Below are 26247 nucleotides of genomic sequence, written 5' to 3'. Positions count from 1 at the left end.
GGTCATGTTCATGGCGTGATGGGCGCGAACGGCCGGATGGGGTTGAAACGGATGCGGGCGCCGATGGGGATCTGCCCTGCGAGATCGAGGTGGTGCGGCGCCACGGCGCCGATCACGGGGTAGCCGCCGGTCAGCGGATGGTCGGCCAGGAACAGCACGGGCTGGCCGCTGGCCGGTACCTGGATGGCGCCCAGCGCCGTGCCTTCGCTGGGCAGTTCGGCGGGCTGGCTGCGCGCCAGCGGCTGTTCGCCCGCCAGCCGCAGGCCGACGCGGTTGGACTGCGGCGTGACGCTCCACAGCTGCTGCGCGAGTAACGCCACCGCCTCGGGCGTGAACCAGTCGGTGCGCGGGCCCATGACCACGTCGAGCACGACGATGTCCTGCGCGGTCGGCAGGTCGCCGGGCGCCAGTTCGGGTGTGCCCACGGTGCCGCGCACCGCCGGCCGAACCGCCAGGCGGTCGCCCGTGCGGATGGGATCGGGGCCGACCTTGGCCAGCGTGTCGGTCGCGCAGCTGCCCAGCACGGGCGCCACCGCGAAGCCACCACGCACCGCCAGGTAGGAGCGCACGCCGGCGCGCGGGGCACCGACGACGAGCCGGTCGCCATCGGACAGCGCCAGCGCCTGCCCTCGTGGCTGGGGCCAGCGCCGGCCATCGGGCGCGACCAGGTGCAGCGGCCCGTCGGCGCCGGCCACGGCCAGCACGGTGTCGCCCTGGCTGCACAGCTCGAAGCCGCCGTCGACGATCTCGATCGCCGCCGCGTCGCAAGGGTTGCCCACGGCGCGGTTGGCGGCGCGCAGCGCGCCCTGGTCCAGCGCGCCGGAGGCCGACACGCCCTGCCCGGCCTGGCCGTGCCGGCCCAGGTCCTGGAACACGGCCTGCAAGCCGGCGTTGCGCACTTCGAGCACCGCACCTGCGGGGCCGGCAGCCATGCCCGGGGCCGGCGCGGCGGTGCCCGCGACGGCCGGCGCCACGGCATGTGCCGCGGTGCGGGCGCGCGGCGGCCGGCGCGCCGCATCGACGAAGCGCACGCGAAAGCCGGGCTGCAGCAGCGCGGGCACCGCCTGGGCCAGGTCCCACATCGGCGTGTGCGTGACGCCCAGCAGCTGCCAGCCGCCCGGGCTGGCCTGCGGATAGACCGCGCTGAAGGTGCCCGCCAGGGCCACGGCGCCGGCCGGCACGCGCGTGCGCGGCGTCTTGCGGCGCGGCACGTCCAGGCGCGGGTCGCCGCCGCTCAGGTAGGCGAAGCCGGGCGCGAAGCCGGTGAAGGCCACCGTGTAGTCGCTGCCGGTGTGCCAGGCGATCACCTCCTCGCGCGTGGCGCCCAGGATCTGCGCGACCTCGTCCAGGTCCTCGCCGTCGTAGTCGACTTCGATCTCGATGCGGGTGCCGGCGCGCTCGACCTGACGGTCCAGCCGGCGGCCGGCGATGTCCTTCGCCAGCGCCGCAGCGGACACGGCCGCCGGCCGGTACCGGACCAGGATGGTGCGCGCGGCGGGCACGAGTTCGTCCACGCCCGCGATCGGCCGCTCCTGCAGCGAGGCCAGCAGCGCCAGCGTCTGCGGCAGGTCGTCCAGCTCGACCAGCAGCGCGTCCAGGTTGACGGGCAGCAGGCGCATCATGCAGCCGCTTGCGCGAAGGGGCGCACGGCCACGCCGGCCTGCTCCAGCACGGCGCGCACCTGGCGCGCCATCTCCACCGCGCCGGGGCTGTCGCCGTGCACGCAGATCGAATCGGCCTGGATGCGCACGCTGCTGCCGTCGATGGCGGTGACCACGCCCTCGCGTGCCAGCCGCAGCATGCGCGCGGCGACGAGCCCGGCGTCGTGCAGCACGGCGCCTTTCTCGCGGCGCGAGACCAGCGTGCCCTGCGGCGTGTAGGCGCGGTCGGCGAAGGCCTCGGCCACCACGGCGAGGCCGGCCTCGCGCGCCCAGCCGACCAGCGGCGCACCGGCCAGCGCCACCAGCACCAGGCCGGGGTCGATCGCGCGGATGGCGGCGATCACGTCGCGCGCCTGGCGCTCGTCGTGCGCGATGGTGTTGTACAGCGCGCCGTGCGGCTTGACGTAGCGCACCGTGGTGCCGGCCACCTGGGCCAGGCCCTGCAGCGCGCCGATCTGGTAGATCACGTCGGCCTGCAGGTCGCTGCTGGCCACATCCATGTTGCGCCGGCCGAAGCCGGCCAGGTCGGGGTAGGACACGTGGGCGCCCACGGCCACGCCGCGTTCGGCGGCCGCGCGCAGCGTCTTCAGGATGCCGGCCGCATCGCCGGCATGGAAGCCGCAGGCCACGTTGGCGCTGCTGACGATGGACAGCATGGCGGCGTCGTCGCCCATGGTCCAGGCGCCCAGGCTTTCGCCGAGGTCGCTGTTGAGGTCGATGTGCATGGTGGGTTCCTTCAATGGAGTTGGCCGCCGGTGACGCGGACGTCGGCGCGCACCGTCAGCGCGGTGCGCAGCAGCACCTGCAAGGCCTGGACCTGGGTCGCCAGCGCCATGCTGGGCGCACCGGGATGGAGCGCGGCCTGCTCGGGCAGGCAAGGCACGTGCACGAAGCCGCCGCGCGCGGCGGCCAGCGCGGGCCGTGTGGCCAGCCGGTGCATGAGCGCATAGAACACGTGGTTGCAGACGAAGCTGCCGGCCGTGTTGGAGACCGAGGCCGGGAGCCCCTGCGCGCGCAGTGCCTGCACGATGGCCTTGATCGGCAGGCTGCTGAAGTAGGCCGCCGGGCCCAGAGGCTCGACGGGTTGGTCGATGGGCTGCTGGCCGGCGTTGTCGGGGATGCGGGCGTCGTCGCAGTTCACCGCCACGCGCTCGGGCGTCCATTCGGTGCGGCCGCTCGCCAGCCCCAGGCCGACGACCAGTTGCGGCATGCCGTGGGCCAGCGCCTCGTCCAGCCGCTCGGCCGCGCGGCCGAACACGCAGGGCAGTTGCACGGCGCGCACGGTGGCGCCTTCGCACACCCAGCCGTCCAGCGCGCGCGCCACTTCCCACGAGGGGTTGACCGTGTCCCGGTCGAAGGGCTCAAAGCCCGTCACCAGCACGTGGCCGTTCGCAAGAGTCATGTCGCGGTCCTCAGCGGAACATCAGGAAGTACAGCAGGAACACGTTGCACACCAGCAGCGCCAGCGCGGTGGGCACCTGCGCGCGGATCACGGCGTTCTTGTCCGGCAGCTCCAGCAGCGCGGCGGGCACGATGTTGAAGTTGGCCGCCATGGGCGTCAAAAGCGTACCGCAATAGCCCGACAGCATGCCGATGGCCGCCATCACGGCCGGGTCGCCGTGGTACATGCCCACGAGCACCGGCACGCCCACGCCGCCGGTCATCACCGGGAAGGCTGCGAAGCCGTTGCCCATGATGATGGTGAACAGCGCCATGCCGACCACGTAGACCATCACCGCGATGAAGCGCAGGTCCATGTTGATGTAGGTGGTGGTGACGTGGGCGACGGCCTTGCCCACGCCAGCGTCGGAGAACACCAGGCCCAGCATGCCCAGCATCTGCGGCAGGACCAGCGCCCAGCCCAGCGCGTCGGTCAGCCGGCGCGATTCGCGGATGCCCTGCACGGGCGTCTCGCGCGTCAGCCAGCAGGCCAGCGCCAGTGCCACCACGCTGCCGATGCCCAGGCTCACCAGCGTGGTGTTCTTCGGGTCCAGCAGCGGGACGCCGCCGAACACCAGGTACTTGGCCGACACCGTGCCCAGCATGGTGACCAGCGGAATGGCCAGCGCCGGCACGAACAGCTTGTGGCCCAGGCGCTGCACGCTGGCCAGCGTCTGCGCGGCGCCGCGTTCCACGTGCCGGCCGATGCCCACGCCGCCGAAGGCCGCGATCAAGGCCATCACCACCACGCCCACGCCGACCCACACCGGCGGCAGGCTGTCGCCGACGAGAAACACCAGGGCGTACAGCCCCCAGAAGAATGCGCTGGAAAAGCGCCGGCTGTGCTGCCGGTCGGCCAGCGTCATCAGCGCGGTGACGGCCAGGATGCCGCCGACCAGGTCGTACAGGTGCTGGATGGACAGAGTCATGCCGACGCTCCCTTGGCGGCGGGCATGGCAGGCTCGCCGCTGGCCGCGCCGTGCTGGGCGACCTCATGGGCCAGCATCCTGTCGAGGCGCTTGAGCCGCCAGGCGTGGATCGCAAACGCGCAGACCGCCGTCGGCAGGCCCCACAGCGCCACGTGGAGCGGCTCGACCTCGATGCCGGCTTCGCGCAGGAAGGTGGTCATCAGCACGACGGCGCCGAAGGCCACAAAGATGTCTTCGCCGAAGAACAGGCCCACGTTGTCGGTGGCGGCGCAGAACGCGCGCAGCTTGTGGCGCACGCGCTCGGGCAGCTTGCCGTGGCGGGCCTCGGCGGCGCCTTCGGCCATGGGCGCCAGCAGCGGCCGCACCATCTGCGGGTGGCCGCCCAGGCTGGTCAGGCCGATGGCGGCCGTCAGCTGGCGTGCCGCCAGGTACACGACGAGCAGCCGGCCTGCGGTGGCCGAGCGGATGCCGCTGATCCAGTTCTGCGCGTGCTGGCGCAGGCCGTGGCGCTCCAGCAGGCCGATCACCGCCAGCGGCAGCAGGATGATGAGCGGCAGGTTGCGCGTCTTGATGAAGCCGGTGCCGATCGTGGCGAGGATCCTGTCGAGCGGAAAGCCCGCGGCCAGGGCCGTGGTGACCGCCGTGACGATCACGACCAGCATGGGGTTAAAGCGCAGCACGAAGCCCGCGATGATGACGGCCACCCCGAGCAGGGGCCAAAGGTTGATGGTGGGGGTCACACGTAAGCTCCTGCCAGAACGTTCAACGATCAATGTATTTTGATCTACTTAAAAATTGTTTTGTTGAACAATTTTCTGGATTCTCGCGGCACCCCTGCACAAGAAGATCCGGACTAACCCTATATCGTTGAACAAAACAGGGGCGGTTGCCGCCGTGGGTCTGTTACAACCGCGGCCCGAGCCGATCTCCGCAATGCCGCAGGATCCCCACCGCATGACCACCGCCACCCCGCCCGCCCTGCCCGCCGAAACCCTGAGCGAACGCGTTGTCGAGCAGTTGCGCCAGAGCATCACGCAGGGCGTGTTCGCGCCGGGCCAGCGCCTGTCGGAGCAGGCCTTGAGCGACGATCTGGGCGTGTCGCGCAACACGCTGCGCGAGGCGTTCCGCACGCTCGCCAAGGACGGCCTGGTCAAGCACGCGCCCAACCGTGGGGTGTTCGTGGCCATCCCCAGCATCGCGTCCATCATCGACATCTACCGTGTGCGCCGGCTGATCGAGTGCCAGGCGCTGGCACAGGCCTACCCGCGCCACCCGGCCAAGAAGCGCATGCGCACGGCCGTGCAGGCCGCGCTGCGCGCGCGCGAGACGGGCGACTGGCCGGCCGTCGGCACGGCCAACATGGAATTCCACATGGCCGTGGTCGAGCTGGCCGACAGCGAGCGGCTGAACGGCATGTTCGCGCCGGTGCTGGCCGAGCTGCGGCTGGCCTTCGGCCTGTTGCAGGACGCCGAGTTCCTGCACGCGCCCTATGTCGACATGAACGTGAAGATCCTGGAAGCGACCGAGGCCGGCCGCTACGCCGAGGCTGCCACCACGCTGCAGGACTATCTCGTCCATTCGGAGCGCATCGTGCTGGCGGTCTACGCGCGCCGGCTGGCAGAGACGGGCGCGGTCGGCTGAGCGCCAGCCTGGGAGGATATTGGCGCGGCCGCCACAATCGGCGCATGCCCTCCCACCCATCCCGTCGAACCGCCCTGCTCGGTACCGCCAGCCTGCTCGCCCTGCCCGCACTGGGGGCCGCGCCCGCCAGGAAACAACTGCCGCCACCGCCCGATGTCTGGCCGCGTCCCGCTGCCGTGCCCGGTGGCGTGGCGCGCCTGTCGCTGGGGCCATCGGCCACGCGCCCACAGGCCCATGCCGGCGAGGTGCCGCTGCTGGTCGTCGGCGACGCCATCGAGTGGACCGCCGTGGTCGGCATCGCGCTCGCCGCGCGGCCGGGCGAGGCCTCGATCACCGTGGCCGAGGCCGGCGAGCCGCCGCGCCGCCTGCCCTACCGCATCGCGCCCAAGAAGTACCAGGAGCAGCGCCTGACGGTCTCGCCGCGCACGGTGGACCTGTCGCCCGAGGACCAGGCCCGCTACGAGCGCGAGCGCGAGCACCTGGCCGGCGTCATGGCCACCTTCAGCCCGGGCGTGCCCCGGCAGCTGCAGATGCAGGTGCCCGTGCCGGGCCGGCGTTCCAGTTCGTTCGGCCTGCGCCGCGTGTTCAACGGCCAGGCGCGCAATCCGCACAGCGGCATGGACATTGCCGCGGCCACCGGCACGCCGGTGCGCGCGCCGCTGGACGGCCGCGTGGTCGACGTCGGCGACTATTTCTTCAACGGCGGCACGGTGTGGCTGGACCACGGCGCGGGGCTGCTCAGCATGTACTGCCACCTGAGCGCGATGGACGTGAAGCCGGGCGACCAGCTGCGCGCGGGCGATGCGTTCTGCGCCGTCGGCGCCACCGGCCGCGTGACCGGGCCGCACTTGCACTGGTCGGTGATGCTGAACCGGGCGATGGTGGACCCGGCCCTGTTCATCCCGGCGTGAAGCCGGTCCGCCGAGGCGGACCGCCAGCGCTCAGGGCCGCGCCAGAGGTGTGGGCCGCGTGAGCACCTCGGGCCGCAGGATCTCGTCGAGCTGCTGCTTGGTCAGCAGGCCCTTGGCCAGCACGATGGCATAGACGCTGCCGCCCGTGGCGTGCGCCTCCTGCGCCACGGCCGTGGCGTTGGCATAGCCGATGTAGGGGTTCAGCGCGGTCACGATGCCGATGGAGTTGGCGACCAGGCCGCGCAGGTGCTCGGTGTTGGCGGTGATGCCGTCCACGCAGCGCGAGGCGAGCGTGAGGCAGGCGCTGCGCAGGTGCGCCACGCTCTTGAACAGGCTGTGCGCGATGATGGGCTCGAAGGCGTTCAGTTGCAGCTGCCCGGCCTCGGCCGCGAAGCTGACGGTGATGTCGTTGCCGATCACCTCGAACGCCACCTGGTTCACCACCTCGGGGATCACCGGGTTGACCTTGCCCGGCATGATGCTGGAGCCCGCCTGCATGGCCGGCAGGTTGATCTCGTTCAGGCCCGCGCGCGGGCCGCTGGACAAGAGGCGCAGGTCGTTGCAGATCTTCGACAGCTTGACCGCCACGCGCTTGAGCACGCCCGACAGCTGCACGAAGGCGCCGCAGTCCTGCGTGGCCTCGATCAGGTTGGGCGCGGTGACCAGCGGGATGCCCGTGATGCGCTGCAAGTGCTTGAGCACCAGCGGCGCATAGTCCGGGTGGGCCGTGATGCCGGTGCCGATGGCCGTGGCGCCCATGTTGATCTCGCAGATCAGCAGCACCGCCTCGCGCAGGCGATGCTGGTCTTCCTCGATCATCACGGCGTAGGTGCCGAACTCCTGGCCCAGCGTCATGGGCACGGCGTCCTGCAGCTGGGTGCGGCCCATCTTCAGGATGTCCTTGAACTCCTCGGCCTTGCGCGCGAAGGACTGGCGCAGCACCTCCATCGCATCGACCAGGCCGGCGATGCCGAACCAGGTGGCGATCTTGAGCGACGAGGGATAGACGTCGTTGGTGCTCTGGCCGATGTTGACCTGCTCGTTGGGGTGCAGGTGCTGGTACTGGCCCTTGGCATGGCCCAGCAGTTCGAGCGCGCGGTTGGCGATGACCTCGTTGGCGTTCATGTTGGTCGAGGTGCCGGCGCCGCCCTGGATCACGTCGACCACGAACTGCTCGTGCAGCCGTCCGGCCAGCAGTTCGTCGCAGGCGGCGGAGATGGCGTTGCAGCGCACCTCGTCCAGCAGGCCCAGCTCGTGGTTGGCGTGGGCCGCCGCCTGCTTCACGCAGGCCAGCGCCTTGATGAGTTCGGGGTAGATCGAGATCGCGGTGCCCGTGATCGGGAAGTTCTCCACCGCGCGCAGCGTGTGCACGCCGTAGTAGACGTCGGCCGGCACCTCGCGGTCGCCCAACAGGTCGTGCTCGATGCGGTACGCGGGGGTGCTCATGCGGTACTCCTGGTCAAAGACGCGCCAGTGTAGGAGCGCGTCCGCGGACACGGCATGCCGTGTTTGCATGCCGGGCTGCGGCGCGGCGCCTGAAGGCCACGCATACAATCCGCGCCTCGCTAGGGGTGCTGGCCCGGGAAACCGGGCGGGCTGAGATGAAACCCTTCGAACCTGTACCGCCGTGCACACGGCGGGTTTGAGGTAATCCTCGCGCAGGGAAGCATTGACCAGATTGGCCGCGCCACCGCCCCGGTGGCGACAAGAGCGGCCGCCACGATCCGGCAGGCCGACCTGCTATGACGTCGAAAGCGTTGTGGCAATGAACCGTTTTTCCTTCAGACCGCATGCCCTGGCGGGCGCTGCGGCGCTGCTGTTCGCCTCGGCGACGAGCGCCCAGACCGCAACCCCCACGCTGCCCACCGTGAGCGTCGAAGCCGGCAAGCAACTGCCGCAAGCGGACGTGACCGGCTTCGGCGAGCAGCCGCTGCGTGAACTTCCGCTGTCGGCCACCGTGGTCGACGCCCAGGCGCTGCAGGCCAGCGGTGCGCGCCGGCTGGCCGACCTGACGCAGTTCGACGCGTCGGTCACCGACGCCTACAACTCGCCCGGCTACTGGGACTACCTGAGCATCCGCGGCTTCACGCTGGACAACCGCTTCAACTACCGGCGCGAGGGACTGCCGATCAGCGCCGAGACCTCGATCCCGCTGGACAACAAGGAGCGCATCGAAATCCTCAAGGGCACCAGTGGCATCCAGGCCGGCACCAGCGCGCCGGGTGGGCTGGTGAACTACGTGGTCAAGCGGCCGACGGAGAAGGACCTGCGCAGCGCGACCGTGGAAGTGTCCGGCCGTGGCGGCGTGCTGGGCGCGGTCGACCTGGGCGGGCGCTTCGGCGTGGACCGTGTGTTCGGCTACCGCTTCAACGTGGCGCACGAAACGCTGCGCCCGCGCGTCGACGACCTCGATGGCCGGCGCAGCCTGGTGGCATTGGCTGCCGACTGGCGTGTGGGCCGCGACACGCTGGTGGAGGCCGAGGTCGAATGGAGCCGCAAGTCGCAGCCCAGCCAGGCCGGCTACAGCCTGCTGGGCAACGTGCTGCCCCCCGTGCCCAGCCCGCACCTGAACCTGAACAACCAGCCGTGGTCGCAGCCCTCGGTGTTCGGTGCGCTGACGGGCACGCTGCGCATCGAGCAGGCGTTGAACGCAGACTGGCGCTGGTCGGCGCAGTTGGGGCAGCAGCGGTTGAAGACGGACGACCGGTTGGCGTATGCGTTCGGCTGCGATGCGGAAGGCAACTACGACCGTTATTGCAGCGACGGTACCTACGACATGTACGACTTCCGCAGCGAGAACGAGCGACGCCGGCTGACCGCTGCGCAGGTCAAGCTCAAGGGCAAGCTCACGACGGGCAGCATCGCGCACGACCTGTCCGCCGGACTGCTGTCCTCCCGCGTGCGCAACCGTTTCCAGGACCAGGCCTACAACTACGTGGGAGAAGGAAATGTGAATGGTTCGGCCGTCACATCGCCCGACCCGTCGCTGACAGACTTCAACACGAACCGCGATGAGCGCTCGCTGGAACTCTCGCTCCAGGACACTGTGCGCTGGTCGCCGCAGTGGACCACCTGGCTGGGCCTGCGCCACACGCGCCTGGACCGCGAGAGCGTCCGCACCGACGGCTCTCGCCCCACCGGTTACGACTCCAGCCTGACCACGCCGTGGTTGGCGTTGAGTTACCAGATCCAGGGCGGCCCCCTGCTTTACGCGAGCTATGGCCAGGGCGTGGAGTCGTATCTGGTGCCGAACAAGAGCAGCCAGTACTTGAACCCGGGCGTGGCACTGCCAGTGCGCAAGTCGCGCCAGCAGGAGATCGGCGCCAAGGGGGGCGATGCCGCGTGGGATTGGCAGCTTGCCTTGTTCCGCATCGTCCGCCCGGTGACGAACATCGAAACCTGCGGCAACTGCACGGGCGCCTACGACGGCGAAGCCGTCCACCAGGGCCTGGAGGGCACGCTGGGCTGGCGTGGCGGCCCGTGGCGGCTGGACGGTGGCGCCACCGTGCTCGACGCCAAGCGCCGCGGAAGCGTGGACACCGCCATCAATGGCACGCGCCCCGTGAACGTGCCCAAGTTGGTCTTGCGGGGGCGGGCCTCGTATGCGGTGCCCAGCGTGCCCGGACTGGCCGTGGACGGCACGGTGGTGCACGAAGGTCGCCGCTCCGTGCTCACCGATGCCTCGGTCGAACTGCCGTCGTGGACCCGCTTCGACGCCGCCCTGCGCTATGCGACCCAGCTCGGGGGCGTGGCGACGCACTGGACGCTGGGCGTCGAGAACCTGCTGGACCGCCGCTACTACAAGGAATCGCCCACCCAGTTCGGCCACGTCTACCTGTTCACCGGTGCCCCGCGCACGCTACGGCTTGCCATGCAGGCCGATTTCTAGGCGCAGCGCCTGCAGAAGCCCAGAAAAATAACGCTATAATCATGGGCTTCCGTTCCTCAATAGCTCAGTTGGTAGAGCGCCGGACTGTTAATCCGTAGGTCCCTGGTTCGAGCCCAGGTTGAGGAGCCAGAAATTCACCGATCTTTTCCTCAATAGCTCAGTTGGTAGAGCGCCGGACTGTTAATCCGTAGGTCCCTGGTTCGAGCCCAGGTTGAGGAGCCAGAGAAGACGAGGCCCCGTGTCCCAGGATGCGGGGCCTTTCGCTTTGTTGCAGCGCTTGCATCGGCAGTGTCCGGCCCCATGTTCAACAGCATGAAGACCTCGCACTCCACCCTTTCCGAACTCGCACCGGTCCGCGTCCTGGCTGCATTGCTGGAGCGGCTCGAACACAGTGCCATTCCGGTCGATGCCGCACAGTACCGGGCCGTCGTGGCACGGTTGGATGCAGCGCTGCGCACGGCGAAACCGAGCGATGCACTGCGGGATTTGCTGGCCGAACATCCAGCAGCCTCAGAGTTGTACGAAAATACGCGTTACGAGGTCGCTGGCCTGTGTCGCTCGCCATTGGATGCATCCGTGGCAGCCGAGCAGCAGGCCAGGACCGTGATCCAGCGCGCAATGCAAATACCCAGGGAGAGTTCCGCCAATGGCCAAAGCTGAAGTGAAAACCGCAATCTTGGCTGACGGGCTACGCTACAAGACCAAGGTCTCCGGTTCGCCCTTCACCGCAGGTACGTCGATGGGCGGCTCCACGATGTCATGCTTCTTGTGCGGCAAGCACCGCCTGCGTTCCCAACTGGGCACGCGCAAGGTCATCGGCAAGTCGCAAGCCGTCTGCGCACCCTCGTGCAAGGAACTGGACGAGTTGCTCGCCCGTTGAGCCCGGCAGCGATCGCGCTGCCAGTACGTTTCAATCTTCGCGAAAGACTCCGCCACCCATGCGTGGCGGGTTTTTCTGTGCCCGCGTGAAATCGCTGCCTTGCAGCGGTGCAGGCGTGACCTGAACCGCCAGTGTCGGGCCAGGATCGTGCGGCAATCGTGTGCTGTACTGCAGCCCGGCGTACTCGTATTGCACCTCGTAGCCGACGACCTGCGGCTGCAGCACGCCTTGCAGCGTGCAATGCCGCACCTGCTGCATCTGCGGCACGGGCCTTCCTTCGACACGGTCACCCCACAGGGCACCCAACACCGCACCGAACAAGGTCGCCAGTGCGCGCCCTTCGCCACTGCCGACGCCATTGGCTGCCACACCGCCCACCGCCATGCCAAGAAAGGCGCCGGTGCCGGTGTTCTGCTGCGGCGCCACCTCTTGCTCGACACGGCACACCTGCTGCGCCAGCGTACGCGCCTGCACCACAGGCACGGCCGACAGCACCTGGGCCTGCTCCTGCGCCATGGACACCGAGGCAGCCCCGACCCACAGCACCGCTACCATGCACATCCATCGCTTGTTCATCGCGGCAACTCCAGGGCCATGCCCCATGGAATGGAAACGTCATTATGGTGACGGCCGGCCGGGCATGCGCCGTCCAACCTCGTGATACAGGAACCTCCATGCATTACCGCCCCCTCGGCAAGAGCCCCCTGCGCGTTTCCACGCTGTGCCTCGGCACGATGATGTTCGGCGACCAGACGGCGCTGGCCGAGGCCAGCGACATCGTCGCGCACGCCGAGGACCACGGCGTCAACTTCCTGGACACGGCCGACGTCTACAAGCAGGGCGCGTCCGAAGAGATGCTGGGCCGGATCCTGGCCGGCCGGCGACACCATTGGATCGTGGCGACCAAGCTGGGCAACAAGATGTCCGATGCGCCCAACCACAGCCACTACTCGCGCCACTGGGTGATGAGCGAGGTCGAGAACAGCCTGCGCCGGCTGCGCACCGACCACATCGACATCTACTACCTGCACCGCGACTTCGAGGGGCTGGACCTGGAGGAGCCGCTGCGCGCGATCGACACCCTGCTGCGCGCCGGCAAGATCCGCTATTGGGGGCTGTCGAACTTCCGCGGCTGGCGCATCGCCGAAGCCGCGCACCTGGCGCAACGCCTGAACATGCCGGGCCCCGCCGTCTGCCAGCCCTACTACAACCTGCTCAACCGCATGCCCGAGGTCGAGATCCTGCCAGCATGCCGCCACCACGGGCTGGGCGTGGTGCCCTACAGCCCGATCGCGCGCGGCATCCTTTCGGGCAAGTACCTGCCGGGTGCCACGCCGGCCGCGGACAGCCGCGTGGGCCGTGGCGAGAAGCGCGTGATGGAGACCGAGTTCCGCGACGAATCGCTGCAGGTCGCGCAGGCGCTGCAGGCGCACGTGCAGGACCGCGGCATCACGCTGGCCCAATTCGCAACGGCCTGGGTGCTGGGCAGCGGCGCGGTGTCTTCGGTCATCGCCGGCCCGCGCACGCTGGCGCAGTGGAAGGACTACCTTCCGGCGCTCGACCATGCCCTCACGCCTGAGGACGAGGCCGTCGTGAACCGCCTCGTGCCCCCGGGCCACCCCTCCACGCCCGGCTACACCGACCCCTCCTATCCCGTGGTCGGCCGCCAGGCCAGGGCCGGCTGAAACCTGCAGGGCGAACACGACAAATGTCACGCCCTGCGCGACGGGCTGCGGCGCCATGCCTTGTGGCTGCCATGGCCCCCGCCTACATTCACGGCGACGGCGGTGCGGCCAGTGCCCGCACCAGACAGATCGGCAGTCCAACGTGCCGGCGCCGTCGCCAGATTCCTCCCAGAGCGCCCCGCGCGCCGTCCCGATTTGGCCGCTGTCCTACAGACGCTCCAAAGCGGCCAAAGTACAAACTCCCCACAGCAACAACACGCTTCACCGGAAGGAGCCAGATGATCAAAGTCGGCATCGTGGATGACCACGCCATCGTGCGTTCAGGTCTGCGGCAGTTCTTCTCGGACCACGTGGATCTGCGCGTGGTCGGCGAAGCCGCCAGCGGTCGCGAAGCCATCGACCTGGTCCGCAACACAGAAATGGATGTGCTGCTGATGGACCTGTCCATGCCCGGTCAGACCGGCATCGACGTCCTCGCCATGATCCGCGCCAAGGCGCCGGATCTGGGCATCCTGATCCTCTCGGGCTACCCGGAGGAGCACTATGCGATGAACCTGATCCGCCAGGGCGCCAGCGGCTACCTGAACAAGGAATGCGACCCGATGGAGATCGTGAACGCGATCCGCACGGTGGCCATGGGCCGGCGCTACATCACGCCCGCCGTGGCGGAGCTCCTGGCCCAGCAGATCAACCGCAAGGGCGACGAGGCGCCGCACGAGCAGCTGTCCGAGCGCGAATTCCAGGTCTTCCTGAAGTTGGCCAAGGGCGAGACCGCAGGCGACATCGCCAAGACCTTGTCGCTCAGCGTGAAGACTGTCAGCACCTACCGCACACGGCTGATGGAAAAGCTCAACCTGAGCTCCAACAGCGACCTGACCTACTACGCACTCAAGAACAAGCTGATCGATTGAACGAGTGGCCTGGTGCCACACATGAAAAAGGGGCTCGCATCGAGCCCCTTTTCTTTTGGCGCAGACCCGAGGGGCCTCAGCCCCAGCGCACATCCTTGTCGTCCGTCGCCGGCTGCACGTCGAACTGCATCCGCACCGTCTGCGGCCCCAGTTGCAGATCGACACCTTCGGCCTGCGCCAGCGCCGTCACGTCCGACCAGGTCAGCGGCCTGTACGCCTTGGCGCGCTGTGCAGCACCCTCGGCATCGGGCGCCGGCACCAGCACCATCGACAGGTGCGCCACCGCCCCTTCGGCATTGGCTTCGATGCGCACCTGAGAGGGCGCGGCCGCGGCATCCGTCAGCGCCATGAGGCAGGCTGGCACCAGCGTGCGCAGGCCCAGGCGCGCCACGCGCGCATGCACCGCCTGCGTCGTGTCCAGCACCGTGAAGCCACGGAACGACAACTCCGTCGTCAGCAGATGCAGGCAATCGGCGACACCGGCGCCCAGAGCCACCTGCTCGCCTTCATGCGGCGCCAGCCAGCCCATCAAGGCCACGCATTCGCTGCTGGCCGACCGCGCCAGCGTGTTCATCTCGCTGCAGTTGCGCCGCAGGGCGTCCATGTTGGGTGCCGGCGCCTGGACCCTGCGCTCCAACAGTGAAGCGACCATGCTCACGGGCTGCAGCGATCCGGCGATCTGGTGCCGTATGGCAGAACCCATGCGGCGCAGCACCGCATAGCGGGCGGCTTCCTCGGCAAGCGACGCCGCGTCGTCGGGGGCCGGGCGGGCGGCAGGCGCCGCCTCCAGGGCATGCAGCGCGGCAGATGACATGGACCAACACTCCCCAATGTGAATCGATGCACGACGGTAGCGTGCACGACCCCCTACTTGCAGTCAGGTTTGGACACCAGCCCTTGTAGGCGGCCGCCGACACCTGCGGCACAGGGGGAATGGCTCAGCGCCGTGCCAGCCGGCGCCAGATCAGGCCCAGCATGGTCAGACCGATCGCGACGAAGCACAGGAACGACCAGTTCGCGATCGAGCCGCCGAGGAAGGTCCAGTCGATCGCAGCGCAGTCGCCGCCGCCTGCAAAGATCATCGGCACCGCGCGCTTGAGCGGGAAGGTCTCGATCATTCCGTAGAAGTCGCGGCCGCAGGTCGCGATCTCGGGCGGGTACCACTGCAGCCAGCTCTGCCGCGCCGCAACGAAGGCGCCGAATCCGGCGATCACCAGCGTCACCAGACTGCCCGCCACATGGGCCCCGCGCGAGCGCAGCATGGCGGTGATCCCCGCGACGACAGCCACCAGCACGAGGGCGTAGCGCTGCACGATGCACATGGGGCACGGCTCCAACCCAAGGCCGTGTTGCAGGTACAGGCCGTAGCCCAGCAGGGCGATACAGACCAAACTCACCAGGGCCAGCACCTTGCGCGGTGCCTGGTCCAACATTCGCAGCAGCATTCCCACCCTTTCTTGCGACGTTTCTTGTAGCGGGGCCATCCAGCGGATGGCGACCCGTGATTGTCGGCGATGGGATTGCAGCTGCCGCGCTTTGGTTCCCGCCGGGGGGCGGGAAGCGCGTCAGTCGTCGCGGCGCCAGCGCCGGCCGTAGCCGTAATCGGGCCGGCCATCGTAGCCGGGACGAACGATCACCACCGGCGGCCCGACCACGGGCGGCGCCACCACCACCGGGCGGCGGTAGCCGTAGTAGCCCGGGCCGACGGGCGCCACCACGCAGCCGCTCAACGCAGCGGCGGCCAGCACGGCAAGCAGGGACAGGCGTTTCATGCGGATCTCCAGTGACAGCAAAACCAGATGTGCATTCAACGGCCCGGCGTCCGCCAGGACGACATCGACCGCATGAAGTTCTGTAAAAAGCGGTAGCACGGCGTGTTGGACGGAAACATGATGGACAACATTTATTTTCACATCCGATTTATGATGCATGTCATTTATCAAGATCGGAGCACCCGCCATGCCACGCGTGTCCCAGCAGCAGACCGACCAGAACCGCATCGCGATCGAGAAGGCCTCGTCCCGCCTGTTCCGCGAGAAAGGGCTGGACGGCGTCAGCGTGGCCGAAGTGATGGCCGCGGCCGGGCTCACGCACGGCGGCTTCTACGGCCACTTCTCGTCCAAGGACGGGCTGGCGGCCGTGGCCTGCGCCAAGGCGTTCGAGCAGTCCGGCGCACGCTGGGACCAGCGTTTCGCCGACCTGCCCGAGCCCGGCGAGCGCCGCCGTGCCTACGTCGAGGGCTACCTGGCCACGGCCACGCGGGACCGCCCCGGCAGCAGCTGCACCGCGGCCGCACTGGCCGGCGATGTGGCGCGTGCGCAGGCCGACGCCCCCGTGCGCGCGGCCTACCTCGACGGCGTGAAGGCCATGGCCGCGCGCCTGGCCAGCCTGCAGCCCGATGCCGGATCGCCCGAGGCCGGCCAGCGCGCCTTGGCCGAGATGGCCACGCTGGTCGGCGCGCTGCTGCTCTCGCGTGCCACCAAGGGCGACCCGATCTCCGATGCGTTGCTCGCCAGCGCACGTGCCCAGTTGCTGCAGCAAGGGGCGGAGTCGTGAGCGCCGTGGCAGGTGCGCTCGCCGCACAGGCCCGCTCCCAGCGGCTGCTGCAGGGGCCGGTGCTGGCCACGCTGCTGCTGCTGGCTGCGCCCAACCTGGTGGTGATGCTGGCGCAGGCCGCGGCCAACTTCCTGGAGAGCTACTTCGTCGGCCTGCTCGGCGTGGACGCGTTGGCCGGCGCCGCCCTGGTGTTCCCGCTGGTCATGCTGATGCAGACCATGTCGGCCGGCGGCATGGGCGGCGGCATCTCCTCGGCCATCGCGCGTGCCATCGGCGCTGGCGATACGCACAAGGCCCAGGCACTGGCGCTGCACGCGCTGGTCATCGCGCTGGCGTTCGGCGTGGCCTGCATGCTGGGCGGGCTGCTCGGCGGGCCGCTGCTGTACCGCGCCATGGGCGCCACGCCGGCCGTGCAACAGGCCGCCCTCGCCTACTCCAACGCCATCTTCGTCGGCGCCATCTTCCTGTGGCTGGCCAACGGCATGGCCAGCGTGCTGCGCGGCAGCGGCAACATGGCATTGCCGGCTATGGTGCTGTCCGGCGGCGTGCTGTTGCTGCTGCTGGCCTCGCCCGTGCTGATCTTCGGCTGGGGCCCGATCCCGCCGCTGGGCATCACGGGCGCGGGCCTGGCCCTGGTCGTCTACTACGTCGCCGCGGCCGCGGTGATGCTGGTCTCGGTGTGGCGCGGCAACGGTGGCGTGCAGTTGCGCCTGAACCACCGGCTGCGCTGGGCGCTGTTCCGCGACATCCTGGGCGTGGGTGCGCCGGCCATCGTCAACAACGTGACGCTGAACCTGTCGGTGCTGACGGCCACGGCGCTGGTCAGCCCGCTGGGCAGCGAGGCACTGGCCGGTTTCGGGCTGGGCATCCGGCTCGAATACCTGCAGATCCCCATCGTGTTCGGCTTCGGCGCGGCGATGGTCGCCATGGTGGGCATGAACACCGGCGCCGGCCAGCTCGTGCGCGCGCGCCGCGTGGCGTGGACGGGCGCACTGCTCGCCGCCGCGGCCACTGCGCTGGTGGGCCTGGCCGCCGCGCTGTTCCCCGCCGCCTGGCTGGGCCTGTTCACGCACGACCAGGAAGCGATCCGGGTGGGCACGCAATACCTGCGCACCGTGGGGCCGGCCTACGGGCTGTTCGGGCTGGGGCTGTCGCTCTACTTCGCCTCGCAGGGCGCGCGGCGCATGGGCTGGAGCATCGTGGCCGGCGCGGCGCGCCTGCTGGTGGTGTACCTGGCAGGGCACCTGGCGCTGCGCATGGGGGCGGGCCTGCCCACGCTGCTGGCGATCATGGTCGCGGGCTTGGCGCTCTATGCGCTGCTCAACGCCTGGCCCTGGTTCGCGCGGCCGCAGGACCGGCCACGCGGCTGATCAACCCGCGGTGTGCAGGCGCACCCAGGCCACGTACTTGTCGATCCAGCCCTGCAGAAAGGCACGGCTGGCCTCGCCGATGCTGCCGTCGGCCTCGAACAGGCCGTCCTTGGCCTGCACGAAGGCCTCGGGCTGGCCCAGCGTGGGCACGTCCAGGTAGGCCAGCACGTTGCGCAGGTGCTGCTGCGCCAGCGCCGTGCCGATGGCTCCCACCGACACGCCGATCACGCCCGCCGGCTTGCCCGGGAACGCGCTCTTGCCGTAGGGCCGCGAGGCGTGGTCGATGGCGTTCTTGAGCACGCCCGGGATCGAGCGGTTGTACTCGGGCGTGACGAACAGCAGACCCTGCGCCGACTGGATGTCCGACTTCAGGCGCGTCACGCTGGCGGCCGGGCTGCCATCGTCGTCCTGGTTGTACAGCGGCAGGTCGTCGATGCGCACCTGCTCGAACACCACGTCCTTCGGCGCCAGCCCGGCCAGCGCCAGGGCCAGCCTGCGGTTGAGCGAATCCTTGCGCAAGCTGCCGACGAGCACGGCGATCTTGATCTGGGCCATGGAGCGCATCCTTTCAGGTGATGGGGAGGACGCCCACCTTAGCCCAGATTCAGAAACCCGCCAGCACCGCGCCCTTGAACTCGGACTGGATGAACTTGCGGATCTCGTCGGATTGGTAGGCCTTGACCAGCTTGGCCACCCAGGGCTTGTCCTTGTCCTGCTCGCGCACCACCAGCACGTTCACGTAGGGCGACTTGGCGCTCTCCTGCGCGATGGCGTCCTTGGCCGGGTTCAGGCCGGCCGACAGCGCGAAGTTGGTGTTGACGGCCGCGGCGTCCAGGTCGTCCAGCGAGCGCGCGAGCTGCGCGGCCTCCAGTTCGACGAAGCGCAGCTTCTTCGGGTTCTCGACCACGTCCAGCGGCGTGGCCTTCAGGCCGGCCGAGGGCTTGATCTTGATCAGGCCCTTGTCCTGCAGCACCAGCAGCACGCGGCCGCCGTTGGTCGGGTCGTTCGGGATGCCGAAGCGCGCGCCCTCCTTCAAGTCCTTCAGGTCCTTGACCTTCTTGGAGTACAGGCCGATCGGGAAGTTGACGGTCTGCGCGACGGAGACGAGCTTGTAGCCGCGGTCCTTGACCTGCAGGTCGAGGAAGGGCTGGTGCTGGTAGCTGTTGGCATCCAGGTCGCCGGCGGCCAGGGCTGCGTTGGGCTGGATGTAGTCGCTGAACTCGACGACCTGCAGCTTCAGTCCGTCCTTCTCGGCGATGCGCTTGACCTGCTCGAAGATCTGCGCGTGCGGGCCGGCGGTGACGCCGATCTTGAGCGGCTTGTCCTGGGCGATGGCGGTGGAGGCCAGCAGCGCCAGCGCGATGGTGGAAATGAATGTACGTTTTTGCATGGGAAGCTCCTGAAGAAACAGATCAATGGCGGATGCGCCGCACCAGCCAGTCGCCGGCGCTCTGCACCAGCTGCACGAAGACGATCAGCACCAGCACCACGGCCGCCATCACCTCCGGCAGGAAGCGCTGGTAGCCGTAGCGGATGCCCAGGTCGCCCAGGCCACCGCCGCCGATGGCGCCGGCCATGGCCGAGAAGCCCGTCAGGCTGACCAGGGTGATCGTGAGCGCCGCCACGATGCCGGGCAGCGCCTCGGGCAGCAGCACCTTCCAGACGATCTGCGAAGTGGTCGCGCCCATGGCCTGTGCGGCTTCCACCAGGCCATGGTCGACCTCGCGCAGCGCCGTCTCCACGAGCCGGGCCACGAAGGGCGCAGCCGCCAGCGTGAGCGGCACCACGGCCGCGGCCGTGCCGATGGACGAGCCCGTGACGAAGCGCGTGAACGGGATGATGGCCACCAGCAGGATGATGAAGGGCGTGGAACGCACCGCGTTCACGATGCCGCCCACGGTGCGGTTCACGGGCGCGTTCTCGCGCACGCCGCCGCGGTCGGTCAGCCGCAGCAGCACGCCCAGCGGCACGCCGATCAGCGCACCGGCCAGGCCCGAGATGCCGACCATCACCAGCGTCTCCCACATCGAGGTGGCGAACATCTCCAGCAGCGGACCGTTGAAGGTGTCGATGAAATCAAACATGGCTGGCTCCCGGCACCAGGGGTTGGACGGTCACGCCGGCCTGGCGCAGGTGCGCGATGCCGGCCTGCAGCTGGTCGGCCGCGCCGCGCGCGAACACCGCCAGCGTGCCGAAGGGCTGGCCCTGCACCTCGTCGATCTGGCCATGCAGGATCGACAGGTCCAGGCCGAAGCGGCGCACGAGCTCGGTCAGCAGCGGCTGGTCGGCGCCATCGCCGGCAAAGGCCAGGCGCAAGCCCTGCCCTTCGCCGGCCGGGCTCGCGCCCATCAGCGTGCGCAGGCGCGCCAGCACCGAGTCGGGCAGCTCCTGCGGCACGATCTCCTCGATCAGGCTGCGCGTGGTGGCGTGCCGCGGGTTGGAGAACACCTCGATCACGCGGCCCTGCTCCACGATGCGGCCGGCATCGATCACGGCCACGCGCTCGGCCACCTGCTTGATCACCTGCATCTGGTGCGTGATCAGCACGATGGTCAGGCCGAACTCCCGGTTGATCTGGCGCAACAGGCCCAGGATGGAGCGCGTGGTCTCCGGATCGAGGGCCGAGGTGGCCTCGTCCGACAGCAGCACCTTGGGCCGGTTCGCCAGCGCCCGGGCGATGCCCACGCGCTGCTTCTGCCCGCCGCTGATCTGCGAGGGATGGCGCCGGGCCAGCGCCGACAGGCCGACCAGGTCCAGCAGCGGTTCCACGCGCTTCCTGATCGCACCGGCGTCCAGGCCCGCAATCTCCAGCGGCAGCGCCACGTTGTCGTAGACCGTGCGCGAGCTGAGCACGTTGAAGTGCTGGAACACGATGCCGATGTCGCGCCGCGCCACGCGCAGCGCCGCATCGTCCAACGTCGTCATGTCGCGGCCGTCGACCAGCACCTGCCCGGCCGTGGGCCGGTTCAGCAGGTTGATCACGCGCACCAGCGAACTCTTGCCCGCGCCGCTGCGGCCGATGATGCCGAACACCTCGCCGGCCGCCACCTCCAGGTCGATCCCGCGCAAGGCCTGCACGGGCCCGCTGCTACCCTGGTAGGTCTGGGTGATACCCCTCAACTCGATCATGGCTTGCCTTGGGGCCCACCTCGGTGGAAACCCTTATTCACTTCAAGGGGCGGGAATCTACGCGCTTTTTTATAAAACTCATAAGAATATAAAGTTCATTGCTTATATGAAGAAGAACGGCGTCGTGCTCCATGTGCTGGGCCTGTGGGTCCTGTCCAGCCTGGACGCCAGCGGCAAATACCTCGCGCTGCTGGGCGTGCCGGTCCTGCTCGTGGCCTGGGTGCGCTATGCCGTGCACACGGCCCTTTCCAGCGCCATCCTGTTGCCGCGCCACGGCCGGGGCCTGTTGCGCACGCATTCGCTGCGCGGCCAGCTGCTGCGCGGGGCGCTCATGGTCGCGTCGACGCTGCTCTTCTTCTCGGTCCTCCAACGCGTGCCGCTGGCCGAGGCCACGGCCATGAACTTCATGGCGCCGGTGTTCCTGATGGCGCTGGCGCCCTGGCTGTTGCACGAGCCGCACCGGCTGCACCGCTGGCTGGGCGTGGTGCTGGGCTTCGCCGGCATGCTGCTGGTGGTGCGGCCGGGCGCCGGGCTCGACACTGTCGGCGTGCTGCTGGGCGTGGCCACGGCGCTGACCTTCGCGGCCTTCCAGATCGCCACGCGCCGGCTGGCGGCCGACGCTCCGCTGACCACCAACTACTACGGCGGCCTGTTCGGCACCGTGGCGCTCACGCCGCTGCTGCCCTGGGTCTGGCAACTGCCCCCGCTCAGCCCCGTGCAATGGGCGCTGCTGCTGTCCACGGGCATCACCGGCGCCATCGGCCACGGCCTGCAGTCTGCCGCCTATGCGCGCACGCCGGCCACGCTGCTGGCCCCCTACAGCTACCTGCAGATCCTCTCGGCCGCAGCGCTGGGCTGGGCCGTGTTCGGCCAGCTGCCCGACGCCACGACGGCGCTGGGCATCGCCTGCATCTGCGGTGCCGGCATTGCCGTGGCGCTGGTCGAGCGCCGGCTCAACCGCCGTGTCGAGGGCCGTCTCAAGGGCCCAATGCGCGCCGCGCCAGCGCCGCCTGCAGCAACGCACAGCCCACGACCAGGCCCAATGCCACGGTCAGCGAACTGCCATGGGCCACGAAGCCGATGATGGACGGCCCGACCATGAAGCCGCAGTAACCCAGCGAGGCCACGGCCGAAATGCCCTGCGCCGGCGCCACGCCCGGCACCTGCGCCGCCGCGCTGAACAGCACCGGCACCACGTTGGCCAGGCCCACGCCCACCAGCGCGAAGCCGGCCAGCGCCAGCGGCACGCTGCTCGACAGCAGCACCAACGCCAGTGCCAGCGCGGCCAGGCAGGCGCTGGCGCGCAGCAAGCCCACGGACGACCAGCGCGCACGCAGCCGGTCGCCCACGAAACGCGTAGCCGCCATCGCGGCCGAGAAGCTGGCATAGGCCAGCGCCGCCTGCTCCTGCGGCGCACTGCGCTCGCTGGCCAGGAACAGCACGCTCCAGTCGTAGATGGCGCCCTCGACCACGAAGCCCAGCGCGGCCAGCAGCCCCACGAGCGCGAGCCGTCCGCGCGGCAGCACGAAGCGCCCGTGCGCGTCCTCGGCAACGCCCTGCGGCGCCGGCATCTGCCGCACGCTCCACGCCACCAGCGCCATGCTGAACGCCGCCACGCCGACCAGCTGCCAGTTCGGCGCCACGCCTGCCGTGAACATCAGCCCGCCCACGCCCGCCCCCACCATGCCGCCCAGGCTGAACATGCCGTGGAAGGCGCTCATGAGCGGCCGGCCGGCCTGGCGCTCCAGCTCCGAGGCGTCGGCGTTCATGGCCACGTCCAGCAGGCCCGTGGCCATGCCGAACAGGCCCAGCAGCACCCACAGCAGCACCAGGTGCGGCATGTGCAGCAGCAGCACCAGCGCCAGCGCCGACAGCAGCGCGCCCCACCAGGCCACACGGTGCGCGCCGTGCCGCGCGATCAACCAGCCGGCCTGCGTGAGCCCGAGCACCGAACCCACGCCTGCCGCCAGCACCAGGCCGCCGATGGCGCCCACCCCCAGGCCGTAGACGGCCTTGACCGTCGGGATCTGCACGCCCCAGGTGGCGAACATGCAGCCGGCCGCAAAAAACAAAAAGCGCGCAGCCCAGTGCGCGCGCACAGTCGATGAAGTCATGGGCGCCGACGATAGCCGAGTGCCATGAAGGGCGACGAAACCGTTCGCCGCCGCCCGGCATGGCCGCCCGCCGAAGCATCCCCTGCAGCCCGCGCCGCAGGGCGGCCCGCCCCGCTCAGAAGGGGCGCGTGACCAGGCTGTAGATGGTGCGGATGCCGTCCATGTAGTTGCCCATGCGCATGTTCTCGTTGCTCGCATGCTGGTTGTTGTCGGCGTTGACCAGCGGCACGATGGCGAACGGCACGCCCAGGGCCTCGACGATTTCCGCCGTCGGGACGGTGCCGCCCATCATGCGGATGCGCACGGGCTCCGGCTTGGCGCCGAAGGCCTCGACCATCGCCTGGTAGGCCCAGCGGCCCACGGCCGAATCGATCGGCGTGCCCGCGGCGTTGCCGCCTTCGCTCTGGTAGCTGAAGGTGGCGAGCTTCTCGTAGCGGCGGCGGTCCTCGTCGGTCGGCGCACCCGGCACGAGGTGGTAGCCCTGGTTCTGGACATGGGTCTCGATGAGCTTGCCGAGGTATTTGGCATCGGAATCGGGCGTGGTGCGCAGGTCGAGTTCGGCCACCGCGCTGTCGGGAACGATGTTCGCAACCTTGTCGCCCACCGCGGCCGATGCCATGCCCCGCACGTTGAGCGACGGGTACTGCATCGCCTCCTGGTAGTTGGCGCCGACCTGGTCCGGCCTGGCGATGCCCAGGCGCCGCAGCATGGCCGCTTCGTCATCGGGAACGGCCGCCATGATCGCGCGCTCCGCATCGCCGAGCCTGACCCTGTCGTAGTAGCCGGGCACGGTGACCCGTCCCTGGTCGTCCTTCATCGAGGCGAGCAGCGAGGCCAGGCGCTGCGCGGGATTGGGCGAGTAGTTGCCGTAGTGCCCGCTGTGCAGCGACACCTTGGCGCCATACACCGTGAGCATCGCCTTGGCCGCGCCACGGTTGCCGAAGACCAGCGTGGGGCGGTTGGTGGCATGCATGGGGCCGTCGTGGATCACGATCGCATCCGCGCGCAACAGCTCCCGGTGCGCCGCCATCACCTTGCCGATGGAGGGCGAGCCTTTTTCCTCCTCGCTGTCGAGCACGACCTTGACGTTGACGCCCAGCGCGGCGCCGCTGGCCTTCAAGGCATCGAAGGCGGCGAGGAACATCATGATCGGCGCCTTGTCGTCTGCCGAGGAGCGGCCGAACACCCGCCATTCCGGATCGACCGGGCCGCTGAACAGCGGTGCCGGATCGATCTCTTCCCAGTCGCCCTTGGCCGTGCGGCGCTTGAGCACCGGCACCCAGGGACTCTTCTGCGCCCACTGCGCCGGGATCACCGGCTGGCCGTCCAGGTGCATGTAGAAGAGCACGGTCTTGCGCCGTGGATCGGCGCCGGGCAGCGCGGCGAACAGCATGGGCTTGCCATCGTTGGCCAGCTGCTGCGTGTCGAAGCCGCGCCGACGGAACGAGGCCTCGAGGAACTCGACGTTCTTGCGCACGTCGGCCGGCACGATCGCATCGTTGGGCAGCGCCAGCAGGTCGAAGTATTCACGGTAGCTGGCCTGTGCGTGCCGGGCCGCGGCGGTGGCGGACAGTTCGGCAGCACCGGCGCCAGCGCCCATCAGCAAGGCGGCGCAGGCGCCGCAACCGGCACCAACGGCGCGGACGGCGCGGACGGCCAGGCGGGACAGGGTATGAGAGGTGGTCATAGGTCCGGGAAGATAGCCCCGCCGGCGCCCGGCGCGCAAGAAGATTCGCGGGCCCGTGCTCCGAAGGCCGGCACCGGCCGTGGCCATCGGCCGGCCGCCATCCCTGCGGCCAGCGCCTGCTCGCCACCGGGCGCAGCGGCCGGCCGGGATCCCGCGACGCCCTCCGGGTTAGCCACCAAGGTGGCTGCACTCTTTTGGTGAACAATGCGGCCCGCCGATGGCGCGCTGGGCGTGCCAGTCCAGCGGCCAGACCAACGACCAGGAGATCGACTTGAAACCAACGCTTCTCGCCAGCGCGCTCGCGTCCGTGGCGCTGACCTTCTCGGCGCCGGGCCAGGCCCAGACCCCCGTCAAGATCGGCTTCATGGCCGAGCTCTCGGGCCCGCAGGCCGCGCTGGGCCAGGACATGCTGGACGCCTTCATGCTGGTGGTGGAGCAGAACGGCGGCAAGCTCGGCGACGTGCCCGTCAACGTGCTGCGGCGCGACAGCCAGCTCAAGCCCGAGGTGGCCAACCAGATCGCCGACGAGCTCATCGAGAAGGAGAAGGTGCCCATCGTCGCGGGCATCACCTTCTCCAACATCATGATGGCCGTGAGCAAGAAGCTGACCTCCGCCGGCGTGGTGGTGGTGGGCGCCAATGCCGGCCCGGCGCCGCTGGCGGGCGCGCAGTGCGCGGCCAACCTGTTCGTGGTGTCCAAGCAGAACGACCAGTTCGCCGAGGCCATGGGCAAGTACGCCACCGACAAGGGCTACAAGCGCATCATCGCGATGACGCCCAACTACCAGGCGGGCAAGGACTACGTGAGCGGCTTCAAGCGCGTCTACAAGACACCGCTGGCCGACGAGATCTACACCCCGCTGACGCAGCTCGACTTCTCGGCCGAGCTCTCGCGCATCGCGGCCGAGAAGCCCGATGCGGTCTACGCGTTCTACCCGGGTGGCCTGGGCGTGGCCTTCGTGCGCGCCTACCAGCAGGCGGGCCTCACCGCCAAGATCCCGCTCCTGACCGTGTCCACCGCCGACGGCACCACGCTGCCGGCGCTCAAGGACAGCGCGCTGGGCGTGATGTCGGCCTCCGCCTGGGGGCCTGACCTGCCGGTCCCCGCCAACCAGAAGTTCGTGGCCGACTTCGAGGCCAAGTACAAGCGCACGCCCAGCGAGTACGCCGCGCAGTCGTACGACGCAGCGTTGCTCATCGACTCGGCCCTGCGCAAGACCAAGGGCAACACCGACAAGGCCGCGCTGCAGACGGCGCTCAAGGCGGCCGATTTCAAGTCGGTGCGCGGCACCTTCAGCTTCGGCCCCAACAACTTCCCGGTGCAGGACTTCTACGTGTTCGAGGTCGCCAAGGACGCCAAGGGCAACGCCAACCTCAAGACGGTCAGCAAGCAGCTCACGGCGCACAAGGACGCCTACGTCCAAGACTGCCCGATGAAGTGAGCC

At 69.4% G+C, this 26247-nt stretch carries 27 protein-coding genes and 2 tRNA genes; 13 read left to right on the top strand and 16 right to left on the bottom strand.

Annotated elements, in window-relative coordinates; genetic code table 11:
- Positions 1 to 8: 8 nt before the first annotated feature.
- The 5 genes from ASF44_RS27365 to ASF44_RS27345 are packed head-to-tail and all read right to left on the bottom strand — an operon-like array spanning position 9 to position 4770.
- A complete protein-coding gene (locus ASF44_RS27365; protein WP_056903032.1) occupies positions 9 to 1619 on the bottom strand; it encodes an urea amidolyase family protein in 1611 nt (536 codons plus the stop codon).
- Positions 1619 to 2386 (bottom strand): LamB/YcsF family protein, encoded by a 768-nt coding sequence (locus ASF44_RS27360; protein ID WP_056902436.1) that lies wholly within the window; start codon positions 2384 to 2386, stop codon positions 1619 to 1621. The genes ASF44_RS27365 and ASF44_RS27360 overlap by 1 nt, the downstream gene beginning before the upstream one ends.
- Before the next feature lie 11 nt (positions 2387 to 2397).
- Positions 2398 to 3063, bottom strand: coding sequence for a pyroglutamyl-peptidase I (gene pcp, locus ASF44_RS27355; RefSeq protein WP_056902435.1), 666 nt, complete (start codon positions 3061 to 3063; stop codon positions 2398 to 2400).
- Between the two features lie 10 nt (positions 3064 to 3073).
- A complete protein-coding gene (locus ASF44_RS27350) occupies positions 3074 to 4030 on the bottom strand; it encodes a DUF979 domain-containing protein (RefSeq protein WP_056902434.1) in 957 nt (318 codons plus the stop codon).
- Positions 4027 to 4770 carry a DUF969 domain-containing protein gene (locus ASF44_RS27345; RefSeq protein ID WP_056902433.1) on the bottom strand — a complete coding sequence of 248 codons (744 nt, stop codon included), beginning with the start codon at positions 4768 to 4770 and terminating at the stop codon, positions 4027 to 4029. The genes ASF44_RS27350 and ASF44_RS27345 overlap by 4 nt, the downstream gene beginning before the upstream one ends.
- Positions 4771 to 4984: 214 nt before the next feature.
- Here ASF44_RS27345 and ASF44_RS27340 point away from each other — a divergent pair, with 214 nt between their 5' ends.
- Together ASF44_RS27340 and ASF44_RS27335 are read left to right on the top strand one after the other, a co-directional pair.
- Complete coding sequence (locus ASF44_RS27340; RefSeq protein WP_056902432.1) at positions 4985 to 5671, top strand: GntR family transcriptional regulator; 687 nt, start codon at positions 4985 to 4987, stop codon at positions 5669 to 5671.
- 44 nt (positions 5672 to 5715) lie between these two features.
- Positions 5716 to 6582 (top strand): M23 family metallopeptidase, encoded by an 867-nt coding sequence (locus tag ASF44_RS27335; protein ID WP_056902431.1) that lies wholly within the window; start codon positions 5716 to 5718, stop codon positions 6580 to 6582.
- Between the two features lie 30 nt (positions 6583 to 6612).
- On the opposite strand, the gene aspA is transcribed toward ASF44_RS27335, so the two are convergent.
- Complete coding sequence (aspA, locus tag ASF44_RS27330; protein ID WP_056902430.1) at positions 6613 to 8028, bottom strand: aspartate ammonia-lyase; 1416 nt, start codon at positions 8026 to 8028, stop codon at positions 6613 to 6615.
- 421 nt (positions 8029 to 8449) lie between these two features.
- On the opposite strand from aspA, the gene ASF44_RS27325 reads away from it, so the two are divergent.
- From ASF44_RS27325 to ASF44_RS27310, 5 genes are all read left to right on the top strand, one after another.
- Complete coding sequence (locus ASF44_RS27325) at positions 8450 to 10471, top strand: TonB-dependent siderophore receptor (RefSeq protein ID WP_235579371.1); 2022 nt, start codon at positions 8450 to 8452, stop codon at positions 10469 to 10471.
- Between the two features lie 53 nt (positions 10472 to 10524).
- Positions 10525 to 10600, top strand: a tRNA-Asn gene (locus ASF44_RS27320).
- Between the two features lie 17 nt (positions 10601 to 10617).
- Positions 10618 to 10693: transfer RNA gene (locus ASF44_RS27315), tRNA-Asn, on the top strand.
- Positions 10694 to 10783: 90 nt separating this feature from the next.
- Positions 10784 to 11131 carry a hypothetical protein gene (locus ASF44_RS31350; RefSeq protein ID WP_082525149.1) on the top strand — a complete coding sequence of 116 codons (348 nt, stop codon included), beginning with the start codon at positions 10784 to 10786 and terminating at the stop codon, positions 11129 to 11131.
- Complete coding sequence (locus ASF44_RS27310; RefSeq protein ID WP_056673431.1) at positions 11118 to 11351, top strand: hypothetical protein; 234 nt, start codon at positions 11118 to 11120, stop codon at positions 11349 to 11351. The genes ASF44_RS31350 and ASF44_RS27310 overlap by 14 nt, the downstream gene beginning before the upstream one ends.
- Positions 11352 to 11381: 30 nt before the next feature.
- Here the strand turns inward: ASF44_RS27310 and ASF44_RS27305 are convergent, their stop codons facing one another.
- The gene (locus tag ASF44_RS27305) at positions 11382 to 11867 is read right to left on the bottom strand and encodes a glycine zipper 2TM domain-containing protein (RefSeq protein ID WP_162243876.1); all 486 of its coding nucleotides are present in this window, start codon (positions 11865 to 11867) and stop codon (positions 11382 to 11384) included.
- A gap of 158 nt (positions 11868 to 12025) precedes the next feature.
- Between ASF44_RS27305 and ASF44_RS27300 the strand changes: the two genes are divergently transcribed.
- Positions 12026 to 13036 (top strand): aldo/keto reductase, encoded by a 1011-nt coding sequence (locus ASF44_RS27300; RefSeq protein WP_056902427.1) that lies wholly within the window; start codon positions 12026 to 12028, stop codon positions 13034 to 13036.
- A gap of 278 nt (positions 13037 to 13314) precedes the next feature.
- The gene (locus tag ASF44_RS27295) at positions 13315 to 13947 is read left to right on the top strand and encodes a response regulator transcription factor (RefSeq protein WP_056673440.1); all 633 of its coding nucleotides are present in this window, start codon (positions 13315 to 13317) and stop codon (positions 13945 to 13947) included.
- Between the two features lie 76 nt (positions 13948 to 14023).
- Here the strand turns inward: ASF44_RS27295 and ASF44_RS27290 are convergent, their stop codons facing one another.
- The 3 genes from ASF44_RS27290 to ASF44_RS27280 form a co-directional block, all read right to left on the bottom strand.
- The gene (locus ASF44_RS27290) at positions 14024 to 14761 is read right to left on the bottom strand and encodes a hypothetical protein (protein ID WP_056902426.1); all 738 of its coding nucleotides are present in this window, start codon (positions 14759 to 14761) and stop codon (positions 14024 to 14026) included.
- Positions 14762 to 14885: 124 nt separating this feature from the next.
- Positions 14886 to 15392: a disulfide bond formation protein B gene (locus tag ASF44_RS27285; RefSeq protein WP_056902425.1), complete on the bottom strand. Its 507-nt coding sequence runs from the start codon at positions 15390 to 15392 to the stop codon at positions 14886 to 14888.
- Between the two features lie 120 nt (positions 15393 to 15512).
- Positions 15513 to 15719 (bottom strand): hypothetical protein, encoded by a 207-nt coding sequence (locus tag ASF44_RS27280; RefSeq protein ID WP_056903031.1) that lies wholly within the window; start codon positions 15717 to 15719, stop codon positions 15513 to 15515.
- 187 nt (positions 15720 to 15906) lie between these two features.
- On the opposite strand from ASF44_RS27280, the gene ASF44_RS27275 reads away from it, so the two are divergent.
- Complete coding sequence (locus ASF44_RS27275; protein WP_056902424.1) at positions 15907 to 16503, top strand: TetR/AcrR family transcriptional regulator; 597 nt, start codon at positions 15907 to 15909, stop codon at positions 16501 to 16503.
- Positions 16500 to 17873, top strand: a complete 1374-nt coding sequence (locus tag ASF44_RS27270; protein ID WP_056902423.1) for an MATE family efflux transporter — start codon at positions 16500 to 16502, stop codon at positions 17871 to 17873. Before ASF44_RS27275 ends, ASF44_RS27270 begins: the two co-directional genes overlap by 4 nt.
- Here ASF44_RS27270 and ASF44_RS27265 read toward each other — a convergent pair whose 3' ends face one another.
- Genes ASF44_RS27265 through ASF44_RS27250 form a run of 4 tightly spaced genes read right to left on the bottom strand, consistent with a single transcriptional unit; the run spans position 17874 to position 21002 of the window.
- Positions 17874 to 18428, bottom strand: a complete 555-nt coding sequence (locus ASF44_RS27265; protein ID WP_056903030.1) for an NADPH-dependent FMN reductase — start codon at positions 18426 to 18428, stop codon at positions 17874 to 17876.
- A 49-nt stretch (positions 18429 to 18477) separates the two neighbouring features.
- Positions 18478 to 19263, bottom strand: coding sequence for a MetQ/NlpA family ABC transporter substrate-binding protein (locus ASF44_RS27260; RefSeq protein ID WP_056902422.1), 786 nt, complete (start codon positions 19261 to 19263; stop codon positions 18478 to 18480).
- 22 nt (positions 19264 to 19285) lie between these two features.
- On the bottom strand, positions 19286 to 19957 hold the full coding sequence (locus tag ASF44_RS27255) for a methionine ABC transporter permease (RefSeq protein ID WP_056902421.1): 672 nt from the start codon (positions 19955 to 19957) through the stop codon (positions 19286 to 19288).
- Positions 19950 to 21002 (bottom strand): methionine ABC transporter ATP-binding protein, encoded by a 1053-nt coding sequence (locus ASF44_RS27250; RefSeq protein WP_056902420.1) that lies wholly within the window; start codon positions 21000 to 21002, stop codon positions 19950 to 19952. The genes ASF44_RS27255 and ASF44_RS27250 overlap by 8 nt, the downstream gene beginning before the upstream one ends.
- Before the next feature lie 106 nt (positions 21003 to 21108).
- On the opposite strand from ASF44_RS27250, the gene ASF44_RS31345 reads away from it, so the two are divergent.
- Positions 21109 to 22086, top strand: a complete 978-nt coding sequence (locus ASF44_RS31345; protein ID WP_235579370.1) for a DMT family transporter — start codon at positions 21109 to 21111, stop codon at positions 22084 to 22086.
- On the opposite strand, the gene ASF44_RS27240 is transcribed toward ASF44_RS31345, so the two are convergent.
- Positions 21980 to 23116, bottom strand: coding sequence for an MFS transporter (locus tag ASF44_RS27240; RefSeq protein ID WP_056902418.1), 1137 nt, complete (start codon positions 23114 to 23116; stop codon positions 21980 to 21982). The two genes, ASF44_RS31345 and ASF44_RS27240, sit on opposite strands and share 107 nt — an antisense overlap.
- Positions 23117 to 23231: 115 nt before the next feature.
- Positions 23232 to 24716, bottom strand: a complete 1485-nt coding sequence (locus ASF44_RS27235; protein WP_056903029.1) for a M20/M25/M40 family metallo-hydrolase — start codon at positions 24714 to 24716, stop codon at positions 23232 to 23234.
- Positions 24717 to 25074: 358 nt separating this feature from the next.
- Between ASF44_RS27235 and ASF44_RS27230 the strand changes: the two genes are divergently transcribed.
- On the top strand, positions 25075 to 26244 hold the full coding sequence (locus ASF44_RS27230) for an ABC transporter substrate-binding protein (RefSeq protein WP_056903028.1): 1170 nt from the start codon (positions 25075 to 25077) through the stop codon (positions 26242 to 26244).
- Positions 26245 to 26247 lie beyond the last annotated feature (3 nt).

It is taken from the genome of Pseudorhodoferax sp. Leaf274, assembly GCF_001422445.1.
GTDB lineage: Bacteria > Pseudomonadota > Gammaproteobacteria > Burkholderiales > Burkholderiaceae_C > Pseudorhodoferax.
This window is presented reverse-complemented; position numbering and strand designations above follow the sequence as displayed.